A 20,083-nucleotide genomic window follows, 5' to 3' on the forward strand; every position below is an offset into this window, starting at 1 on the left:
TGGGCGCATACCGCGCCCAATTAGTTGTAGGATTTTTAATGAAAATAGTTATCGCCCCCGACTCCTTTAAAGAAAGTTTAAGCGCACTCGAAGTGGCTAACGCCATAGAACAGGGCTTAAGGCAAGTGATCCCCGACTGCGACATAGTCAAAATTCCCGTTGCCGATGGTGGCGAAGGCACTGTGCAGTCTATGGTCGATGCCACGGGTGGCAGCATAGTCAATTTAGAGGTTATGGGACCACTCGGAAATAGAGTGCAAGCGCACTATGGCATCCTTGGTGGCATCCTCGGCGATTGTTCAAATGGCACTGCGAGCCATGCAAATTATGGCGCCATTGCCGTGATTGAAATGGCCTCAGCCTCAGGGCTGCACCATGTGCCAAGGGAGCAACGTAATCCGCTACTTACCACCAGTTACGGCACTGGCGAGCTGATTTGTGATGCGCTTAATCGGGGGATAAAGCACATTATTCTAGGTCTAGGCGGCAGTGCCACCAACGATGGCGGCGCGGGTATGGCCCAGGCGCTGGACATTTTATTGCTCGATAGCCAAGGTAAAACCTTGCCTTCTGGCGGCGCGGCGCTGGCCAATCTTGCCCGTATCGATATGACCAACGCCCATCCACTACTGAGCCAATGCACCTTCGAAGTCGCCTGTGATGTTGACAATCCGCTGTGCGGAGAACGTGGTGCCTCGGCGATTTTTGGTCCGCAAAAGGGTGCGACACCCGAGATGGTTAAGCAACTCGATACGGCCCTTGCCCACTACGCCGATGTGATAGCCCAAAGTGGCATTAACGATCACCGTGAACAGGCCGGTGCAGGTGCTGCGGGCGGTATGGGCCTTGGCGTGATGGCTTTTTTAAATGCCGAGCTTAAACCCGGTGTCGAGATTGTAATGCAAACCGTTGGCCTTGCTGACAAAATTCGTGACGCTGACTTAGTGATCACTGGTGAAGGCCGCATCGATGGTCAAACTGTATTTGGCAAAACCCCGATGGGCGTGTTAAAGCAAGCCAAACTGCAGGGCATTCCCACTATCGGTATCGCGGGCTGCTTAGGTGACAACGCCAATGCCATTCTGGATCAAGGTATGGCGGCGATTTTCCCTATCATCCCGCACTTAAGTCCGCTCGATGATGTGCTGGCCAATGCCAAGCTAAACCTTTGTAATACCGCTCGAAATATCGGTGCGGTACTGATGTTAGGTAAACCTTAGCCATAAGGCCGAGGGGAAATCGAGCAAAGGCGCCCAAATGGCGCCTTGTTTTTTACTCCTCCGCCGTGCCTGCGTTATATTTGAGAGCTTGATATTTTAATGCTTGATGCCTAAAAGGCCTTGCAGTAAAGTGAGCTCCCTTTTTGGTAATCCGCCTTGATTGCTTTCGAGAGTCACTGATTTGGTTATACTCTTTGAACAAATTTGCGGTTTCACTATAAGAATTAATAGACGGCACGCCCCATGACCCAAAAACTCCCTCGCCAAGCCACCGCATCCGAAGCCAGTCTAATGCGCATATTTACTGTGCCGGAAGATGCAGAATCGACCTTAAGTATTATCGAGCAGAAGCTTTCCGAGGATTTAGCAGGCTTTTTGGGTGACAGCATCGCCGCGCTCGAAAAGCCCTTATCGGAAATTGAAACCGATTTTCAGGCCTTTGAGATCCCAACCCAGCCGCGTTTTGTCTCCGATTACACCGATGAAATTATGCAAAACTTGGTGGCCCATTCGGTGCATACGGCGGCGCCCAGTTTTATCGGCCATATGACGTCGGCACTACCTTACTTTGTGTTGCCGCTGTCAAAAATGATGGTGGGACTGAATCAAAATCTGGTCAAAATCGAAACCTCTAAGGCTTTTACGCCCCTTGAGCGACAAGTGCTCGGCATGATGCACCATTTGATTTATGCCCAAGATACGGATTTTTATCAAAGCTGGATGCACAGCGCTAATCATTCCCTCGGGGCTTTTTGCTCCGGCGGCACAGTAGCCAACATCACGGCACTGTGGATTGCCCGCAATCAATTATTGAAGGCCGATGGTGAGTTTAAAGGCGTCAGCCGCGAAGGATTACTCAAGGCGCTACGCCACTATGGCTATGACGATTTAGCGATTTTAGTCTCGGAACGCGGCCATTATTCCCTAGGTAAAGCGGTCGATCTGCTTGGCATCGGTCGCGACAATATCATCAGCATTCCCACGGGCAGCGATAACAAGGTCGATGTGGCTAAAATGCGCCAAGCCGCCCTTGAACTTGCTAGTAAAAACATCAAGGTATTGGCAATTGTTGGCGTGGCGGGCACGACAGAGACAGGTAATGTTGACCCGTTAACAGAGTTAGCAGCGCTGGCAAAAGAGTTAAACAGCCATTTTCATGTGGATGCGGCGTGGGGCGGCGCGAGTTTATTATCCAATAAATACCGCCACTTACTCGCAGGTATCGAACTTGCCGATTCAGTGACCATCGATGCCCACAAGCAAATGTATGTGCCTATGGGCGCGGGCATGGTGTTATTTAAAGACCCTGAGTTTGCCCACGCCATTGCCCATCACGCCGAATATATTCTGCGCCGCGGTTCAAAGGATCTCGGCAGCCAAACGCTCGAAGGTTCACGCCCCGGCATGGCGATGTTAGTGCACGCTTGCTTACAAATCATCGGCCGCGATGGTTATGAAATCTTAATCAACAACAGCCTTGAAAAAGCGCGCTATTTTGCCGAACAAATCAAAGCCCATCAGGATTTTGAGCTGGTCACTGAGCCAGAACTTTGTCTACTGACTTATCGTTATGTCCCCGCTCGCGTCCAAGCCGCCATGCAAGTTGCTATTGAGCAAGGTGACACAGTAAAACTTGCGCGCTTTAATGAACTGCTCGATGGGCTTACCCAGTTTATTCAAAAGCACCAACGCGAACAGGGTAAATCCTTTGTATCCCGCACCCGCATCTCCCCTGCCCGCTATTTTAGGCAAGCGACCGTGGTGTTTCGTGTGGTATTAGCCAACCCGTTGACTAGCCATGATATTCTCAATCAAGTACTGGTTGAACAAAGCGAAATCGCCGCATTAGATAAAGAGTTTTTACCCGCACTAATGGCGATGGTGGCGCAATAGCGAGTTGTGAAGAGTGAATTTTCCAATAGCGGCTTTCAGATATAAAGTTTCAAATAGTAAAACAGCCGCAAAGATCTTTGCGGCTGATTTGATTCACGGCACAAAATTAGCGAAACCTTACGTTAAATAACAAAAACAAAGCACTCTGCACCTGTAGCAGGTACGCCGAATTCCATTGCTTCCGTGACACGCCGTGAAGCCATCCATGGCGGCTCTACGATGACATCCATGTCATCGAAGGTCACGTCAGCAGCCGACTTCGCATTAGTTAATTTCTGCATAATCTGTAGCACATAGAAACACAAATACCGCGAGCATATGGCAGTGATATTGCACACATCATATAGGGATTATGATGTGAAAGAGTAACCATGAAAACTATGGGCGTCCTCACTCATCTAAAACGATATCAAGCGATTACCCATCAAACGGTATAAAAACCGCTACCGCAAAAAGCAAATTCCTACAGCATCATTCATACCAATTTATGCGGATGTGGCAGCGACCAAGTCTAACAAGCGACTATGCCCTGCAAACAGCGCAGCGCATAAATACTAAGACGTTATGCATTTTTATTATCTTCGGAGTGGTTTATGCAGTTTCCAAGCCCAGAATATATCGCCTATAAATAATCGCCTATCCAGCGAATGTCTATTTTACCGTTCACTCGCTCTCTTAAGTTAATAATTAATGGTTCAAGTCTTTTGTCAAAATCAGTCAAAACAAATATATATATTGGTTTTGATTGCGCAGAGTCCATACTAAGTGTCTGTGAGGCGATTTGGATGTTTGGAATGATGTGACTTAACATCTTATCAATATCAGCCTCAATCATTCTCTCTCGTTCCTTTAAAGACTTTGATTTGAATGAACTACCGCCTTTGAACTCAATAACTGATACCAAACTAGGTAGCTTGAACTGATCATTCTTGACTATTTTCTTACTATCACCATAGAGCTGAAACTGTGCATTAAAACGTCTATCAAAAATAGCCAGATCCGGTATTCTATATTGTCTATCGCCGTACTTATTACAGTTAAAGAAAACTTCTACCGCAACTTGATTATAATTCAGTCCGTTTTTTCTAAGATGATGATAAAGTAAGCCAACGTGAGAACACTCAGACCCAAAATCAGAAACTGTCTCATCAAAAAACTGAGACCAAAATCTTGTAGACGAAAATAAATCCTGTATAGATGAAACGCTATCAGAATCAGAAACATTTAATTCTATGCAGCGTTCTCCATTTTTATACCAGCAATAAAATGAATTTTCCAACTGTGATGCATATGAAAAATTTGCTCCATATGAAGATGCAAACTCTGAATAGTAAAATATATCATCTTTATTAAACGCTATTCCCAATGGAGATAAGTCAACACAAATCAACCAAGTTTCTACCGGTTTAGTAGATTCTGAAGAAAAAAACTGTAGTTTCCTGAGATCGTGACTAAGTCCTTTACTTTCAACCTCTTTCATCTTAGCCAAGGAATTTCGATGGCCATTTGCACCAGCTTTAATCTCAATAGCAAATATCTTATCACCACCATCAATGCAGAAATCGATAGCTCCGCCGTTTACTGGTTGTTCTCGCCATATCTGGCTTTGTTCAAAATGTTTCCTGGCCTCATGATAAAAAATCGATTGGAACAGCCCCTCAGAACCACAAACCAAGTTAGCCTCTGAATAAAAGCCTTTTAATAATGCGTCAAACTTAGCATCCATAAATCACCTCTACAATATTAACTTTGAATCACTATCAAAAAACATTTCCATATTTTCAAGATCTTTCAAAATAGACAATTTTCTATTTATATATGGGTTTTGTGTTAAAGCATATTTAGCAGTTCGTTTCATCTCATCCATAATCATTTCATAATTTTTATAAAAAACGTCTTTAAACAATCTTACAGATGGAAAGCCATTGGAGCCAATGTCTGTAAAAAATCTATATTCTGGAATTTTATCTCCGGAATCAGTATCAATCCTTGAATACAAAAAATCTTTCATAGGAAAAAGATCAACCCCAAAGTCAGAAATATCCGAAAAAAAACAAGGAAACATACGATTATTATTTAGATCAGGCATCAAAACTAAATACAACAAACTAAATTGGTCTTCTAAAAACTCACCATGACCAGATAACTCTCTTGCCAAACTCAATGTACTCGAATATTCACTAGAGTATTCGTTAGGCGAGTTATATATATCAGGTTCATCCAAAATAGCAAAATTACACATCCCCAATAGCACATGAGGAAACTGCTTCAAGAAGATATGTTCATCCAGACTATAATTAACTACTTTCTTGATTATTGCTGAATCAACATCCATCAATTCAAAATACTTAGAGATCCGAAACTCAAACATATACAAATAATCGCCTACACCTTTAAAAACAAAGACCTAAAATATACAACTACTCAACAATTCCCAGTCTATTTTTTGAAATGATTTAAATTTTAATTCGGATATCCCTACAATTTCCAATTGGGTAAAAAAGTAGTCTAACAAAGTCCGTAAGGAACTTTGGTTTAGTCTATCAAAGTCGAAGTCATCAGGTAAACTTTCATCATTATCTTCGGTATCATTACCTTGAGTTGAAACATAATTATGTAGTTCATGATAAAGATTACTCCATATCTTTAAACCTAAATCATCAACAACGACCATATCCCACTCTTCTTTTGTTAATGAAGATAATGGTTTATCGAGCAAATCTGAATCCAATTTTTCAACGGTACGAAACAATTGATTTGGTGTTAGACTAAACAGGTCAACACCAGAAAATCTTATGTCCTTCTCTAAAAGAGTGCCATTTTCTATAAAATACTCTGTTTGTAATTTAGCTACCTCTTTATAAAAAGGAATCAAGTCATATTTTTCATCAACTCGGTCTGCCATAATATAAAATAATTCTTTGTCATTTATGACATTGGATTCATTTTCATTTTTCATATCTACTCTTCCTTTTGTCTTTTTTACTTTCTATTCTTTTTGAAATGGTTGTTTTTCCTCGCAACGGTTAATATTGTGCCTTCGCTTATAACAACATAAACCCCAATTATTTTTGATAACAATTGCTTTGCAAACTGATGGCCAATATAATCATTAACCCTCCTACAAGAAGACTTTGTCATGAGATATATTTCACAGCCTTTATGATATTCACAGCATCCAAATTCCATGACCAAATCGACCATAAATTGATTTACTCCGCGTTGACCCATTCTCTGAATCGCATGTGCTGATGTATTCATACTAATGCTCCAAATGTAATGACACTTCAAACTATAGCCTTAACAAAAATTAGTAAAACATCCATTTTTTCATATAGATATATAATTTATGGCTACACAGTTGGATAGCTATATGGATATATTGATGGATATGATTTTTTGTTGACATGGATATAAGTATGGCCTTAATCACTGCGTTAAAACTAAAATATATAATTAATATTTAAAAACAGATAATTAGCTGCAAATCTGAAAGTGTAATTGTGAGCATTTCTGCATTTCGTTAACGTCTTACATGCTGACTACTGCTATGCCACTTACTAACCATGGCAGTAACAAGAGTGAGCAAAAGAGTGAGGACATATATGGTCACCTCGGTGTTAGCAAGGCCAATGTCCCATTTTATTCAAACTACATTTACGTTAATCGATAATTTACCTTTCACAACGGGGTATCGGTCGTTAATGATTAGCGGTCTTGCGACATATATCCGGCGTCTGTTGCGCCCTAATGAGATCCAAATTGACGTCTTACCCTCCTTGGCATCCACATGACCTCGAAGGCCACTGTCCCGATCAGGTTTTGGGTAAGACAAACCGTTTAACTCATTAATACCATTACCGCTGTTGTGCTTTGATGGACATTTATCTATTTACATTTTGAGTCTATTTACGCAAAAAACGCTGTATTACGCCGCAACTTTACATGCCTTATCCATATCAAATGCTTGCCCGCGGCTCATCACCACAAACACCATCCGCGCCATCTTATTCGCCAAGGCGACCGCCACTTTGCAAACGTGTTGGCGTTGTTTAAGTCGTTGTAGCCACAGGCTTAGTGAGTCGTCTTTCTTATCGCACCAGTTCACCACGGTTCTTGCGCCATGGATAAGTAACCGCCTGAGCGTTTGATTGCCGCGCTTGGTTATCTTGCCGAGCCGATTTGTCGTACCGCTACTGTACTGTGAAGGGGTTAGCCCTAGCCATGCTGCTAATTGCCGGCCATTTTTAAAATCATTCACTTCATTAATGCTGGCTAATAGGGTTGATGCCACGATAGGACCGACACCGGGGATGGTTAGCAGTAGGGAGTACAGCGGCATCGCTTGGGCAAGGGCTAATATTTCCTGTGCAATCTGGTCGATTTGTTCATTTAAATACAACTGAAACTCATAGAGTCGTTGAATAAACCCTCTGGCAACCGTGGATAACTCGTTGTCAGCATCTTCAAGAATGAGCGGAATGGCTAACATCAACTGGCGGCGAGTCTTTGCGATAATCAGGCCGTATTCCGCAAGGAAACCACGCAGTTGATTGCAGTTAGCGGTACGATTCTCCACCAAGCGCTCACGAATGCGCAGCAAAGATTGAATGTCCTGCTGCTCGACCGTTTTTGGACGAAGTAGACTCACTTTAGGACGGCCAGCGGTTTCTCCGATGGCAACCGCATCATTGGCGTCATTTTTATTACCGACTAGCATGGCTTTTACCATTCTGGCGGGGATAAGCTTGACGGTATGGCCGAGCTTTTCGATAGCCCGCCCCCAGTAATTAGCACTGTAACAGGCTTCCATCACCACTAATGTCGGTTCACATTGCCTAAGGGTATTGAGCAATGCAGAACGGTTGATTTTACGATTAAAAGCAATGGTATTGTCATGATTGAAGGCAGCCACTTGGAAGACAGTTTTTGCCAAATCAATGCTGATGAGTTTATAGTTCATATCGGTCACCTCGCGTCAGATTTTGTGCACCTAAATCATGGCACATTGCGATGCCGAGACCGAGGTGACCATCCCAGCATCCACATATTTTTAAGGCTAGAAGTGAATTTATGCCCTGATGTACCGACTTGAAAATGGAAATTGATAGTGTGGGAACTGGCTAAAAGGTACACCGGAATTAACGAAATTAAGCACTATCATGGAAGTGACCGTTGACGGCATGGATGCCGTCGTCGAGCCCTCAGGGATGAGTTAATGGCGTGTCACTGGAATGAAAGTGCTTAATTGTGACACGGTTTATAGTCTCATCATCAAGCACGTGAGCGTTGCTATATGGTAGCCTTACTCACCCACCGCCCTAAATCATATAGGAACTAAGGCCTTACATGCGAAAAATAATTCTCCCACTGCTCATGCTAAGCCTTGGTGCATTGCCTTTATATGCTCCAGCACAAGACACCAGCGCGTTATGGGGCAAAAAATACGCTGAGGTGAAATTAAGTTTATTGGCTGCTGGCTGGGTATTAGCGCCCGTAGCAGAAGATGAAACGCCAATGACAGCAGATTACCCTGAAATAACCTGTGGTAACGGCACGATGGCAATTTGCTCTGTCGGCTTTAAGCGAGACAATAGTACGCTTGCCTTAGTGGTTGAATCTATTGAACAAGAGCTTATTGTGACAGGTGAATACTAAACAGCCCAATAGATGATGTTAAACTCAGCCTAAGCATCTGACATAAGCGAGGTAGTGATGTCATCTGTACCCCAATCAAAACAAGAACTTGAATTGGCTATTCACTCAGTTTTCCAAAAATTGATGGCAGACTATCGCTCAATCCCAGCCCAAATGTCCCGTGTGTGCAGCATAGAAGGAAACATCAAAGGTACACAAATTAGTGTAAGTGATACCGTCGCTTACCTTATTGGTTGGGGTAAATTAGTGCTCAAATGGTACGAGTTAACATCGCAAGCACTCCCAGTTGATTTTCCCGATACGGGCTATAAATGGAATCAACTGGGATTATTAGCAGAGCGATTTCACCGAGAATATTGCCAGTGGCAATATGCTGATTTACTTGATGAATATGAACTAACAATGGAAAAACTGTCAACGCTGATTGCAAGTCTCAGTGATCAGCAGTTATATGGCGTAACTTGGTACGATAAATGGACTCTGGGCCGTATGATCCAATTCAACACTTACTCCCCGATGAAGAATATGCGTACCAAAGTACGACGATTCAAAAAAGACAATGCATTAGCATAGTAAGCGACTCTTTTAAGCACTGAGGTATTCATGTCAAGTCCCCACTCGCGTCCGCAGTTAGGCCCAAACCCCAACGATAAAGCGCCGATGAAAGGCTTCCCTCAGGTTGGCTTTCTTAAAAACTTTATTACTCGCGAGAACATTATCGTCGGCGATTATACCTACTATGACGATCCTGCGGGGCCTGAAAGATTTGAGTCGAATGTGCTTTATCACTTTGACTTTGTTGGCGATAAACTGATTATTGGTAAATTCTGCGCCATTGCGAAAGACGTGAAATTCATTATGAATGGCGCCAATCATCAAGTATCTGGCTTTTCGACTTATCCCTTTTATATCTTTGGTAATGGCTGGGAGAAAGCGGCGACAAATCCCGAAGATTTACCTTTTAAGGGCGATACCTGTATCGGTAACGATGTGTGGATTGGCTATAACGCCACAATTATGCCTGGGGTAAAAATTGGCCACGGCGCCATTGTTGCCAGTCAATCCGTGGTAACAAAAGATGTGCCGCCCTACGCTGTGGTTGGCGGTAATCCTGCCACAGTGATCAAGCTGAGATTCGAGCAAGATGTGATAAATGAGCTTATTGCCATCGCTTGGTGGGATTGGCCGATAGAAAAAATTACTCAACACCTACACGCCATCGCGGGCGCTGATCTTACAATATTACAGCAGGCTACTTAGTAAAGATTGTCGGCATTTATAGAACCTGATGTTTATACTGCTCATCCATCAGACAAATATAATCTTCTAACTCTTGTCCCGGCGTTAGCTCAAAATGGCGGTTGAGTTTTAATAATCCTGTGATGCGATCGACCCTAAAATTGCGAAAATCGGCCCGCAATTCACACCATGTCAGTAAGGTCCAAGTGCCGCGCCAAAAATAGATGGCGAGCGGCCTAACTTCCCGCTCGGTGACATCAAGTTTTACATCTTGGTAGAAGAGTTTAACGTACTCGCGGCGCTGCGCGGCATTACGTAGTGGGTCAAGGAATTGAAACTCATTGGAATCTAAATAAAAATCCGGCGAGAACATCAAGGATTGATAGGCTTGTAATCGCTTAGGCAACACGGCTTCGACTTTGATCATCGCTTGGCGCGCCGCGCTGCCAAGCTCTTTTCCTCCCCAAGTTTGCACCATACGCATGCCGACTTGAATCGCTTCGAGTTCGGCTTCGTTAAACATGAGGGGCGGCACATTCACCTCATGGCGCAATAAATAGCCCACGCCCGCCTCCCCTTCGATGGGAATGCCGCTTAAACACAAATCCTGCAAATCACGGTAAATCGTGCGCGTGGAGACCTCTAACCGCTCGGCTAACTCCAAGGCGGTGGTCAGGCGTTTGTGTTTCAGAATTTGCACTATTTGAAATAGGCGATCGGCGCGGCGCATGGACTGTTATTGGCCCCTAAAACGGAGGTAACGAGCAATAATGGGGATCTTAACCACTTAAACTGGCTTATCCAAATACTAAGATAAGTTCAAGGTCTGCTTTATAAAATCCCGATATAAATTTCAACTTCAGTGGCGCCGAGATACAGCTCAAAATCCGTTTGATAACGTCGCTGATGTGGGCAATTTGGAGCACTAAAATAACCCCACACATGTCCCCAAAGGTCAATCACACACTGGGGCATTTCACCCTGGGCCGTAAATTTAAGGTACTTGCCCGCTTCAAGCTCCAGCGGTGTAAAAGGGTTGGTATCGACAGGAACATCGATGGCCTTGCCCACCAGCACAGAAAACTCGCCATTCATATCTGACGCATAGTCATAGTACACGCCGTACATAGGCGAGTTGAGCATAGCCGTGAGCTGGGATGATTCAAAAAAGGCTTGCCACAGGCCGCCAATTTTAGCGCTGTCGGCGGACATTTCAGCCCTATTGTTAGTGCGGCAGCTCAGCCCAAGTAGCGGTCGAGCATCAATATAAACCACGTCCATTATTGTTTCTTCCATAGAAATCTAAACCAATAGGTTAATGTTAGCGTCGTGCCCTTAAGGCACGACGCTAAAAATTTAATACTCGAGACTACTTATCCTTAGACCACAGACCCACTTTATTACCTTCACTGTCGACAAAGAGGGCAATATAACCACACTCCCCTTCTTTAATCGGGGTCACTGGCAACAGAATATTGACATTCGCTGCGGTGAGTTTATCCACGAGTGGTTGCAATTGGGTGCTGAAATGCAAATACACTGTGCTGCCCTGCATCGACGGTTGGCTCATGCTGCATTTGACTAACCCAATGCTGGCGGCGCTAACGTCTTCGGTCACTATGGTGGCGTATTCCATGTCTTCCATATCGTCACGCTTAAACTCAACCCCAAAATGCTGCTGATAAAAAGCGATGGCACGATTCATATCACTGACAGGAATTTCACCCCAAACTAACGGTGCAATAGATAACATTTTCACTTTCTCCTTGTTGAAAAATACCAATGATCCATAAGGTTATTAATCTGGACCACCAGCGGGCAACAACAAGAATAAAACAAGGCTACTGACAACATCATGTCAGTAGCCTTTTCATAAAAGCGAATTTTTTAGCTTAGAACACCCCAGTCTATTTCGGCAAACTGGCTTGGTGGGCCGCGATAAATGCCTCCATGGCCTGGGTTGCCCGGTTTTGGGCGCTGATGAGGGTGTCATCCGCCGTCATAGGCTCTACCACCTCGTAGTAACATTTGATTTTGGGCTCAGTCCCTGAAGGTCTAACGATCACCCGAGCACCACCCGCTAAGCAATAGGTCAATACATCACTCGGTGGTAAGTCGATTTTCTCGACTCGGCCATCGGCAAAACGCCGCTCAAGCGCCTTTAAATCATCGGTGGAGAGTACATCTAACTCACCAATCTTCAACGGTGGATGCTCACGCAAATAAGCACCAATTTTCGGCGTATCGGGTTTTAAGGCAATACTCACCTGCGCATTTAAATGGAATCCATGCTCACGGTAAATGTGCTCGAGTCTATCCCAAATGGTTTGCCCATTGGCGGCAAGCTCGGCGGTTAATTGGGCAAAGGCCACCAGCGCCGACAGGCCGTCTTTATCCCACACCATGCTACCGACGGTGTAACCTAGGGCTTCTTCATAGGCAAACAGGAATGGATTTTCGGGCTGATTCTTCACTATTCCCACATTCATCAACCATTTAAACCCAGTGAGCGTAGTATAACTTTGCTGGCCAAAGCCTTTGGCGATCTTAGATAACAGGCTAGATGATACTATGGTCGTCCCCGTTAATCCTCGATGTTCAGGGGCATGACTCAGCAGATAATGGCCAAGGAGAACGCCCACTTGATCCCCCGTCAACATTTGGTATTCGCCCGCTCCCTTATGTACCGCCACCGCAAAACGGTCGGCATCGGGATCGTTAGCACAGGCGAGCATAGCGCCGTGTTTTTTCGCCTCGGCAATAACGAGATCCATTGCGCCCTTTTCTTCCGGATTGGGGAAGTTCACCGTTGGGAAATCCCCATTGGGCTCGCGTTGGGCAGCCACCGAATATACTTGGTTAAAACCCGCATCCTTAAGCACAGTTTCGGCCATGTCGGCCCCGACGCCGTGCATCGCCGTATAGGCGAGGCTGACTTTTTCAGTGGCGGTATGGTTTTGTAGCATTGGGGATTGCTTTATGCCGCTCCGATAGGTTTGATAAAAATCATCCAGCAACAGAATCAACTTACCTTGTTTTACCGCGTCATCATGTTCTAAAAACGGAATCGCTTGATTCGCGGCGCGCTCAATTTGCGCAGCAATACCCGAGTCGTGCGGCGGAATAATCTGGGCGCCATTCTCCCAATAGACTTTATAACCATTGTATTGCGGTGGATTATGGCTGGCGGTCACGACAATGCCCGCTGCCGCATTAAAATGCTTCACCCCAAAGGCCACCAGCGGCGTTGGCGCCACTTTGCTAGTGATCCGCACCTTAAATCCCATGGCGGTCAATACGCTGGCCGTATCATGGGCAAAGGTACGTGAATCGTGGCGGCCATCGTAACCTATCACCACGCCACGCTCGGCGGCATCCTTAATCTGTTCGAGTAAATAGGCGCCAAGGCCAGCTGAGGTTTGACGAATAACTAGGCGATTCATGCCCATGGGCCCTGCGCCCACCACACCCCGTAATCCGGCGGTGCCAAACTCTAATCGCCCGGCAAAACGGGCCTTGAGCTCCGCCTCATTCTGGGTGTCCAGCAGGGTTTGTAATTGCGCCTGTGTAGCGGGATCGGGATCATTTTCGAGCCAATGTTTAACCTGTAATTGCAGTGGGGTATTCATAGCACGCCTCAGTGAAAATCATTTGCAATTACCTTAGGAAAAAGTACACCGAAGAACAAGTGAATTTGCATTTTTCAGCGTCAATTGAGTGTAAAGACTGGCTAACTAAGGGGACAAAAGTGAAATGACACAGGGTCACTCCCTCTGGGGTAAAAGTGAAGTTAATTTCATGTTAATAAAGAAGATTAAAGTAGCGAGGTTGCAGTCAACAATCACTGGCGCTTCGAGCGAATCGCCAAAAGGGAAGCCCTATCCATCTTTTTGCCGCCAGGTAACGCATTCAATTTAGCGTCGCTAACGCAAGATATTCATGGATACTACGTTAGAAAATAGATCCTTTTCTGACTCCTGTTCGAGCTGAGTTCGCCAAGGCTTATCAAAGACACGCACTAGGTAATAAGTGTCTCGGCTCGTATCGGTAACAAATGCGATGCCAAAACGCATCAGTTCATAGTGAATATCATTGACAAACACGAGCGAAAAATTTTGGCGCCCGGTCAGCTGATTAATATCCTCCCTTGTCAGACTAACGCCCTTTTCAACCCCTTCAAATCGTTTCATTAACCAATGGGCAAATTCCTTCGCACTCACCATAGACATGATCTTTCTCCTCATTATGCTCACCAACCCACTAGGCTATTGGCTCGCGTTATACATTTTTAATTTTTTTGATATAGCTGTAATTGACATAGTTGTAATTGACATAGTTGCAAACTCCCTTTCCCTGAACGCCAAAGCACGCTCAACAGCAGGTCAATCATTAGGAATAAGGTTTAACTAATTAATTTAATTATGCTAATAATTTATTGTTATTGGAGCGAATGGGTAGAGATAAACAAGCGGCGAGTGATTGTCATGCCCAATATGCCTAAGCCTGAAAACACCGACCAAAAGTTTCTGTCTATAGGAAAAATAGAACAGTTTATGCACTTTTACCAAGAATAAGGATGAGCAGATGTGAAAGGAGATTCTGACCGAAGCTAAAGCGGCTTATTCCGTTGGATGTAAGCAAAAATACAACAGAAACTAAGCCGCTTTACTTTTCAATCTATTGCCCGCGGGTTTTCCAAAGTGAGTAGAGTACGCCAGCGACTAACAGTCCAAAGGTCACCCCTAAGGAAAGTGCCGTTGGGATGGTAAAGCCCACTAACCCTATATGATAGAAATACACTAAGCCGACCTTAGTACCGATAAAGATCAACACCACCGACAGGGCATACTTAAGGTACTCAAAACGATGCACCATAGCCGCTAAAGCAAAGTACAGGGCTCGCAGACCCAGAATGGCGAAAATATTTGAGGTATAGATAATAAAAGGATCTTGAGTGATGGCAAATATGGCCGGAATACTGTCAACCGCAAAGACTAAATCCGCGGTTTCAACCAGAATTAACGCCAAAAATAACGGTGTCGCCCACCAGCCTTGACTTAGCTGGTGCTCTTCACCACGTACCACAAATTTTTCCCCATGCAGGGTTGGCGTAAACCGCATCTTAGTGCGTAACCACTTGTAAAGCTTATTATCTTGGATATCTCTATGTTCCTCCTGCGAGAACAACATTTTCACGCCAGTGAAAATCAAGAACAGGCCAAACAACACGAGAACGCCCTGATACTTGGCCACAAGCACGGCACCGAGTCCGATCATAATGGCGCGTAACACAATCACGCCGATAATGCCCCAGAACAGCACTCGATGTTGATATAGGCGTGGGATACCTAAGCTACTGAAAATAAGCGCGATAACGAATATGTTATCCATAGACAGTGACTTTTCAATCAGATAACCCGTCAGGTATTCCATCCCCGCCGTGGATCCCCGATACCACCAAAGCCAAGCGCCAAATAACATCGCCATGCAAATATAAAACGCTGAGAGTTTTAAGCTTTCTGAGACACTGATTTCATGTTGATCTTTATGCAACACACCTAAATCAAAGGCCAACAGGGCTAATACAAAGCCAAAGAACATTAGCCAAACCCAAATCGGGTAGTCCACAAAGAGCGTGGTAAAAAATTCCATATTGATCCTTAACAACCTAAAATACCGACATTTTTCGGCCTAATTACAGTGGGTAATCTTACAGCTTAGTTAAACAAAGATCAGTGAAACAGCATAAAATAACTATAAAATCAGATTAAAATTCGTTTATATCCCAAAGAGTATCCTTGGCTCAAGACGAGCACGCACTCAGTCGCTGGTGCTTGATCCTTTGTTAAAAAAGAGGGGTTACTCGCGCCCTTGGATCCGGCGCAGCGCTAACACAACAAGGTGCAGTAACAACAAGCCTGTAAAGGCTGAGCAGAAAAACAATAATGCGATGGAGTCAACTTGCCGCGGAGTTTCCCAATAGAGAAACCACCACAGGGGCCAACCGATAGCGGATAAGCCAGCAAGTTGCCACATACAAGCGCGGCAGCGGCCAATTTTTTGCTTAAAAATCGAAGTGTTGCAATCATTACATCCCATCATGCCACCTCATCTGCCGACAATTTGTTTAACGGGATGCTTTAAGGCGTTTCATCCCTTCTTCGATAGAGATCAGCGGACGATAGCCTAAATCCCGTTTCGCGGCGCTAATATCAAAATAATGGCAGCAGGATAACTGACGAGCCACAAAACGAGTCATTAGCGGTTCCTGCTGTTTTTTTAACAGAAGATACACGCCCTCGAGAACCGCCCCCGCGATATAGGCCACAGTTCGAGACACTCGCTTGGTCACTGGCGGCAATCCATCACAGGCCAAAATCAAGTTCAACATTTTAGCCATAGTGATGGGCTCATCGTTACTGAGAAAATAAGCTTTCCCCTGACACTTTGGCTGGGGCTCACAGAGTTCGAGCGCGGCGAGCACATGGGCATAGGCGGCGTTATCTATGTAAATGGTATCAACCAGCTTATCTTCACGACCAACCAACTTAAGCTTACCTAAACGGCCACGCGCCAGCACTCGAGGCACAAGGTGGGGATCATTAGGGCCCCAGATCAAATGCGGCCGCAGAGCGACGGTTTTTAACGCATAGGGTGTAGAAACTTGAGTCGAGGCAGGGATAGTCGCGGAGACAGTGGCAGGAATAGCGGCTTGGGCTGAATCGGCATTTTCAAGCGGTATATCACCAACTTGGTTCGCATCCAGCACCATCTTCTCGGCGATAGACTTAGAATGGGCGTAATAATTGAGAAATTTAGCCGCATGGGGAGTGGATTCATCAATACCTGACTCATCCTGCCCTGCAAAGGTCACGCTCGGCGTGCTGGTATAGACTAATTTATTGATTTTTAATGCCTTACATGCAGAAATCACATTAGCCGTTCCCTTCACATTCGGGCAAAAATAACTGTCTCTATCCCCCCAAACGCCGGCTTTTGATGCTACATGGAACACAATATCGCAGCCCTGCATCGCCTGTTGCAGTTGGTCTTTATTGACTAAATCTCCCTGCACCATCACAACACCTAGGGAGGTAAGTTCAGGATAATCTCCACGGGCAAAACCTGTGACCTTAATCCCTGCGGCTAACAATCTTAAACAGATGGCCTTACCTAAAAAGCCCCCCGCGCCAGTGACAAAAGCATGGCTTACCTTTAAGGCAAGCTGAGTGAGTGCAGTTTGCTCTTGCAACTCCAATGGTGCCAGAGCCCCATATTTACTTGGATTGTTTGTCATTTAGGTATCAACCTTTCGTCTGTGATTGCGCCCAAATGGCTAATTTTTCTCTAAAAATCTTGGCATTATGCCGCACATCTACGGGAAAGTCAGGGTGGATAAGAAAACGCCTTATCCCCTTAGTCTGGGCAAATTGCTCGGCGATAGCGATCAACTCTTGGTACAACTGCTGGCTCTTATTACACACCAATGATTGGTCGAGTTCGATACAAATTAACGGCGCTATCTCGTTCGCCACTGTTACTCCCACAAGGGCGGAACGCTTCACATTGGGGTGAGTATTAAAAATGCGCTCACAGGGGATCGAATAATATCGCTTAACAAATTGACCATTATGGGTCGCATCGACCCTATGGGCCTTGCGGCCGCACATCCATAACCGCCCTTGATCATCGAGATACCCCAGATCGCCCATGCGATGTCTAAAGGTTTGTGTCACTTCATCCCAGATTTTCGCCGCAGCCGTTGCGCTGCGCCGTTGGCTATTTTGGCTATTATGTTGGTTATCGTCTTGATAGTAGGACTGACTGACCATAGGTCCCCGCACGACTATCTCGCCAATTTCACCGTTTTTCAGCAGTAATGCATTATCCCACGAAGGAATAACCTCTTCAGAAATCGCGATAATCCCTATATCTACGCCCTTAATCCCATGGCCAACGCAAATACCACCACCGTTATCGGTAATATCGGTAGTGGTCAATAGAGCATCGCTGGCGATCATGCTAATGGGTAAGGATTCGGTCGCACCGTAGGAGTTTAAAATGGGCACGCCTTGGCTCAGCATCTTACGAAACCTGGCAATAGAGGCGATGGTCGCGGGCGCACCCGCCGAGATCACCCGCTGCACGCTGGGCAATTTATGTTGTTTTAGTTCCCCCGCACGGCCTAAGCGCTCAAGTAAAGCCGGATTAACAAAAATATTGCTGCATTGATATTTCTCTATCGCGGCAAACAAAAACTCGGGATTGGCGGTAATAGGTTTGCTGGCATCCATTTCGGGCACGATTGATGCCATACCCAGTGCCGGGCCAAAGAGGGAAAACAACGGGAACGTGGCTAAATCACGCTCACCATGGGCAATCCCATAATCGTTTTTTAACGCTTGAATTTGCGCCTCAAACATCCCATGGCTATAGACCACGCCCTTTGGGACTCCCGTGCTGCCGCTAGTAAATAATATCGCCGCCATATCATCGGGTTTTAGCATAACCATGGGATATTCAACCTGCTCGCTTGGGCATCTTAGCAGCGATGCTAAGCTAGGGGCGCCCGTCACCATTTGCGCTAACTTGGCTGACAGGCCCAACTTACCGCTATCGACATTGAGCAAGCATTTCACACTGCCCTTACCCCAGCCAAATAGCCGTCTGGCAATATGGGCCTTAGGGATACCAATAAAGGCATCGGGCGCGGCTTCAACAAAACACTGCTTAAGGTTGTGAATTCCCATGCCTGGGTCAACGAGAATGGGGATAACCCCCGCCTTAAAGAGTGCGAAAGTCAGCGCAAAAAAATCGAGGCTTGGCGTCACCATCAACACCGTCTTCATGCCTCGTTTTATACCATGGGCATTGAGGGCAAAGGCGATGGCATCGCTTTGCCTATCTAAACTGACAAAATCGAGTTCTTGATAACTTAGCTTGCTAAGGGCACCGCTTTGATTGAAAAGCCCAGAACTCTGAGCCTTTTGGACAGCTACCGCTAAGTGATGGGGAATGACATGTGCCGCGTGTTTAAGATGACGGCAAATATTGGCATCATTGCCCACCATTGATGTAGAAGAGTCATCACAGGGCGAGGTTGACAAATCGGCCCCAAGCACGCGCGACATTAGCCTGCGGCCTGTTCTAATTGCGCCCTTGCAGGCACATCATCGGCCATAAAGTGTTTGATATGCGCAATCACTTCATCGCTGGCATCTTCGAGGATATAGTGGCCGCAGTCGGCAAATTCATGCACTGTCGCATGGGGCATATGCTCGCGCCATTTGGCTAAAAAGTGCTTATCGAACACAAAGTCCTTGAGGCCCCAACAGATCAGGGTCGGCACTTTGGCAAATTTAGGTAAACTTGCAGCAATATCAGAGACTAATTGATAGTTTCTGTCCCCTTGTTTCAGCGGAATATCCTGCACAAAACGCAGTGTCGAAATGCGATTAGCCCAAGAATTGAAGGGCGCGACATAGGCTTCGCGGATATATTTCGACATCGGCTGGCGCTTCACGCCCACATAGGAGGCGATAGACGAAAAGGCATTAAAACCTCGCACTAACACAGTACCGAGTATCGTATTACGGCAGATCCACAACGCCAGCGGCAAAGGTTTTGTTTCGGGTAAATGAAAAGCCCCGGTATTTAAAATCACTAGGCGTTTAATCCGCTCAGGATAACGCGCCGCATACCCCATACCTATCATGCCGCCCCAGTCGTGGACGACTAAAGTAATGTTTTCTTTAACATTCAGGCTATCGAGTAAGGCTTCGAGATCATCGATACGGTTTTTAAGGGTATAGTCATAGCCGCTATCGTCCGGCTTATCCGACAGGCCACAGCCAATATGATCCGGCACTATGCATTGATGCGTGTCTTTTAAGTCGCTAACAAGATTGCGGTAATAAAACGACCAGCTAGGGTTACCGTGCACCATGACCACAGGTTCGCCTTGGCCCTCGTTGATATAGTGTAACTTGTTGCCATTAAGGCTCAGAAAATGACGTTTAAAGGGCAACAGAGTGTCTAACATGACGCTTCCTATCTTTTATTTATTCGAGCTA

At 45.4% G+C, this 20,083-nt stretch carries 21 protein-coding genes; 5 read left to right on the forward strand and 16 right to left on the reverse strand.

Annotation, left to right across the window (positions count from 1 at the left end; translation table 11 throughout):
* The first annotated feature begins 38 nt into the window (after positions 1-38).
* Both MJO46_RS05005 and panP read left to right on the forward strand, forming a co-directional pair.
* Positions 39-1,220 carry a glycerate kinase gene (locus MJO46_RS05005; RefSeq protein WP_253988368.1) on the forward strand — a complete coding sequence of 394 codons (1,182 nt, stop codon included), beginning with the start codon at positions 39-41 and terminating at the stop codon, positions 1,218-1,220.
* A gap of 243 nt (positions 1,221-1,463) precedes the next feature.
* Positions 1,464-3,113: a pyridoxal-dependent aspartate 1-decarboxylase PanP gene (gene panP, locus MJO46_RS05010; RefSeq protein ID WP_253988369.1), complete on the forward strand. Its 1,650-nt coding sequence runs from the start codon at positions 1,464-1,466 to the stop codon at positions 3,111-3,113.
* Positions 3,114-3,235: 122 nt separating this feature from the next.
* On the opposite strand, the gene MJO46_RS05015 is transcribed toward panP, so the two are convergent.
* The 6 genes from MJO46_RS05015 to MJO46_RS05040 all read right to left on the reverse strand — a co-directional run bounded on the left by MJO46_RS05015 (position 3,236) and on the right by MJO46_RS05040 (position 8,076).
* Complete coding sequence (locus MJO46_RS05015) at positions 3,236-3,394, reverse strand: hypothetical protein (RefSeq protein ID WP_253988370.1); 159 nt, start codon at positions 3,392-3,394, stop codon at positions 3,236-3,238.
* Positions 3,395-3,735: 341 nt separating this feature from the next.
* Entirely contained in the window at positions 3,736-4,839 is a 1,104-nt protein-coding gene (locus tag MJO46_RS05020; protein ID WP_253988371.1) for a hypothetical protein, read from the reverse strand.
* A gap of 9 nt (positions 4,840-4,848) precedes the next feature.
* On the reverse strand, positions 4,849-5,448 hold the full coding sequence (locus MJO46_RS05025) for a hypothetical protein (protein ID WP_253988372.1): 600 nt from the start codon (positions 5,446-5,448) through the stop codon (positions 4,849-4,851).
* A 72-nt stretch (positions 5,449-5,520) separates the two neighbouring features.
* Complete coding sequence (locus tag MJO46_RS05030) at positions 5,521-6,072, reverse strand: hypothetical protein (RefSeq protein ID WP_253988373.1); 552 nt, start codon at positions 6,070-6,072, stop codon at positions 5,521-5,523.
* A gap of 23 nt (positions 6,073-6,095) precedes the next feature.
* A complete protein-coding gene (locus MJO46_RS05035; RefSeq protein WP_253988374.1) occupies positions 6,096-6,374 on the reverse strand; it encodes a hypothetical protein in 279 nt (92 codons plus the stop codon).
* A gap of 667 nt (positions 6,375-7,041) precedes the next feature.
* Entirely contained in the window at positions 7,042-8,076 is a 1,035-nt protein-coding gene (locus MJO46_RS05040; RefSeq protein ID WP_253988375.1) for an IS110 family transposase, read from the reverse strand.
* Positions 8,077-8,462: 386 nt separating this feature from the next.
* Between MJO46_RS05040 and MJO46_RS05045 the strand changes: the two genes are divergently transcribed.
* From MJO46_RS05045 to MJO46_RS05055, 3 genes are read left to right on the forward strand one after another with little or no spacing between them, the layout of a single operon-like run.
* Positions 8,463-8,771, forward strand: coding sequence for a hypothetical protein (locus MJO46_RS05045; protein ID WP_253988376.1), 309 nt, complete (start codon positions 8,463-8,465; stop codon positions 8,769-8,771).
* A 57-nt stretch (positions 8,772-8,828) separates the two neighbouring features.
* On the forward strand, positions 8,829-9,344 hold the full coding sequence (locus MJO46_RS05050; RefSeq protein ID WP_253988377.1) for a ClbS/DfsB family four-helix bundle protein: 516 nt from the start codon (positions 8,829-8,831) through the stop codon (positions 9,342-9,344).
* Between the two features lie 30 nt (positions 9,345-9,374).
* Positions 9,375-10,031: a Vat family streptogramin A O-acetyltransferase gene (locus tag MJO46_RS05055; protein ID WP_253988378.1), complete on the forward strand. Its 657-nt coding sequence runs from the start codon at positions 9,375-9,377 to the stop codon at positions 10,029-10,031.
* Positions 10,032-10,047: 16 nt separating this feature from the next.
* Here MJO46_RS05055 and MJO46_RS05060 read toward each other — a convergent pair whose 3' ends face one another.
* The 10 genes from MJO46_RS05060 to MJO46_RS05105 all read right to left on the reverse strand — a co-directional run bounded on the left by MJO46_RS05060 (position 10,048) and on the right by MJO46_RS05105 (position 20,052).
* Positions 10,048-10,740, reverse strand: coding sequence for a YafY family protein (locus MJO46_RS05060; RefSeq protein ID WP_253988379.1), 693 nt, complete (start codon positions 10,738-10,740; stop codon positions 10,048-10,050).
* Positions 10,741-10,841: 101 nt separating this feature from the next.
* Positions 10,842-11,291, reverse strand: coding sequence for a GyrI-like domain-containing protein (locus tag MJO46_RS05065; protein WP_253988458.1), 450 nt, complete (start codon positions 11,289-11,291; stop codon positions 10,842-10,844).
* Positions 11,292-11,379: 88 nt separating this feature from the next.
* Positions 11,380-11,763, reverse strand: a complete 384-nt coding sequence (locus tag MJO46_RS05070; RefSeq protein ID WP_253988380.1) for a VOC family protein — start codon at positions 11,761-11,763, stop codon at positions 11,380-11,382.
* Positions 11,764-11,917: 154 nt separating this feature from the next.
* A complete protein-coding gene (locus MJO46_RS05075; RefSeq protein ID WP_253988381.1) occupies positions 11,918-13,639 on the reverse strand; it encodes a phospho-sugar mutase in 1,722 nt (573 codons plus the stop codon).
* Between the two features lie 294 nt (positions 13,640-13,933).
* Positions 13,934-14,239, reverse strand: coding sequence for a hypothetical protein (locus MJO46_RS05080; RefSeq protein WP_198782955.1), 306 nt, complete (start codon positions 14,237-14,239; stop codon positions 13,934-13,936).
* 448 nt (positions 14,240-14,687) lie between these two features.
* A complete protein-coding gene (locus MJO46_RS05085; protein WP_253988382.1) occupies positions 14,688-15,662 on the reverse strand; it encodes a TerC family protein in 975 nt (324 codons plus the stop codon).
* Positions 15,663-15,869: 207 nt separating this feature from the next.
* The gene (locus MJO46_RS05090; RefSeq protein ID WP_198783517.1) at positions 15,870-16,109 is read right to left on the reverse strand and encodes a DUF3624 domain-containing protein; all 240 of its coding nucleotides are present in this window, start codon (positions 16,107-16,109) and stop codon (positions 15,870-15,872) included.
* 28 nt (positions 16,110-16,137) lie between these two features.
* Positions 16,138-17,307: a 2-alkyl-3-oxoalkanoate reductase gene (gene oleD / locus MJO46_RS05095; protein ID WP_253988383.1), complete on the reverse strand. Its 1,170-nt coding sequence runs from the start codon at positions 17,305-17,307 to the stop codon at positions 16,138-16,140.
* A 7-nt stretch (positions 17,308-17,314) separates the two neighbouring features.
* Positions 17,315-19,081: an olefin beta-lactone synthetase gene (gene oleC / locus MJO46_RS05100; protein WP_253988459.1), complete on the reverse strand. Its 1,767-nt coding sequence runs from the start codon at positions 19,079-19,081 to the stop codon at positions 17,315-17,317.
* Between the two features lie 59 nt (positions 19,082-19,140).
* The gene (locus MJO46_RS05105; RefSeq protein WP_253988384.1) at positions 19,141-20,052 is read right to left on the reverse strand and encodes an alpha/beta fold hydrolase; all 912 of its coding nucleotides are present in this window, start codon (positions 20,050-20,052) and stop codon (positions 19,141-19,143) included.
* Positions 20,053-20,083: the final 31 nt, after the last annotated feature.

Source organism: Shewanella sp. KJ2020 (assembly GCF_024197625.1).
Taxonomy (GTDB): domain Bacteria; phylum Pseudomonadota; class Gammaproteobacteria; order Enterobacterales; family Shewanellaceae; genus Shewanella.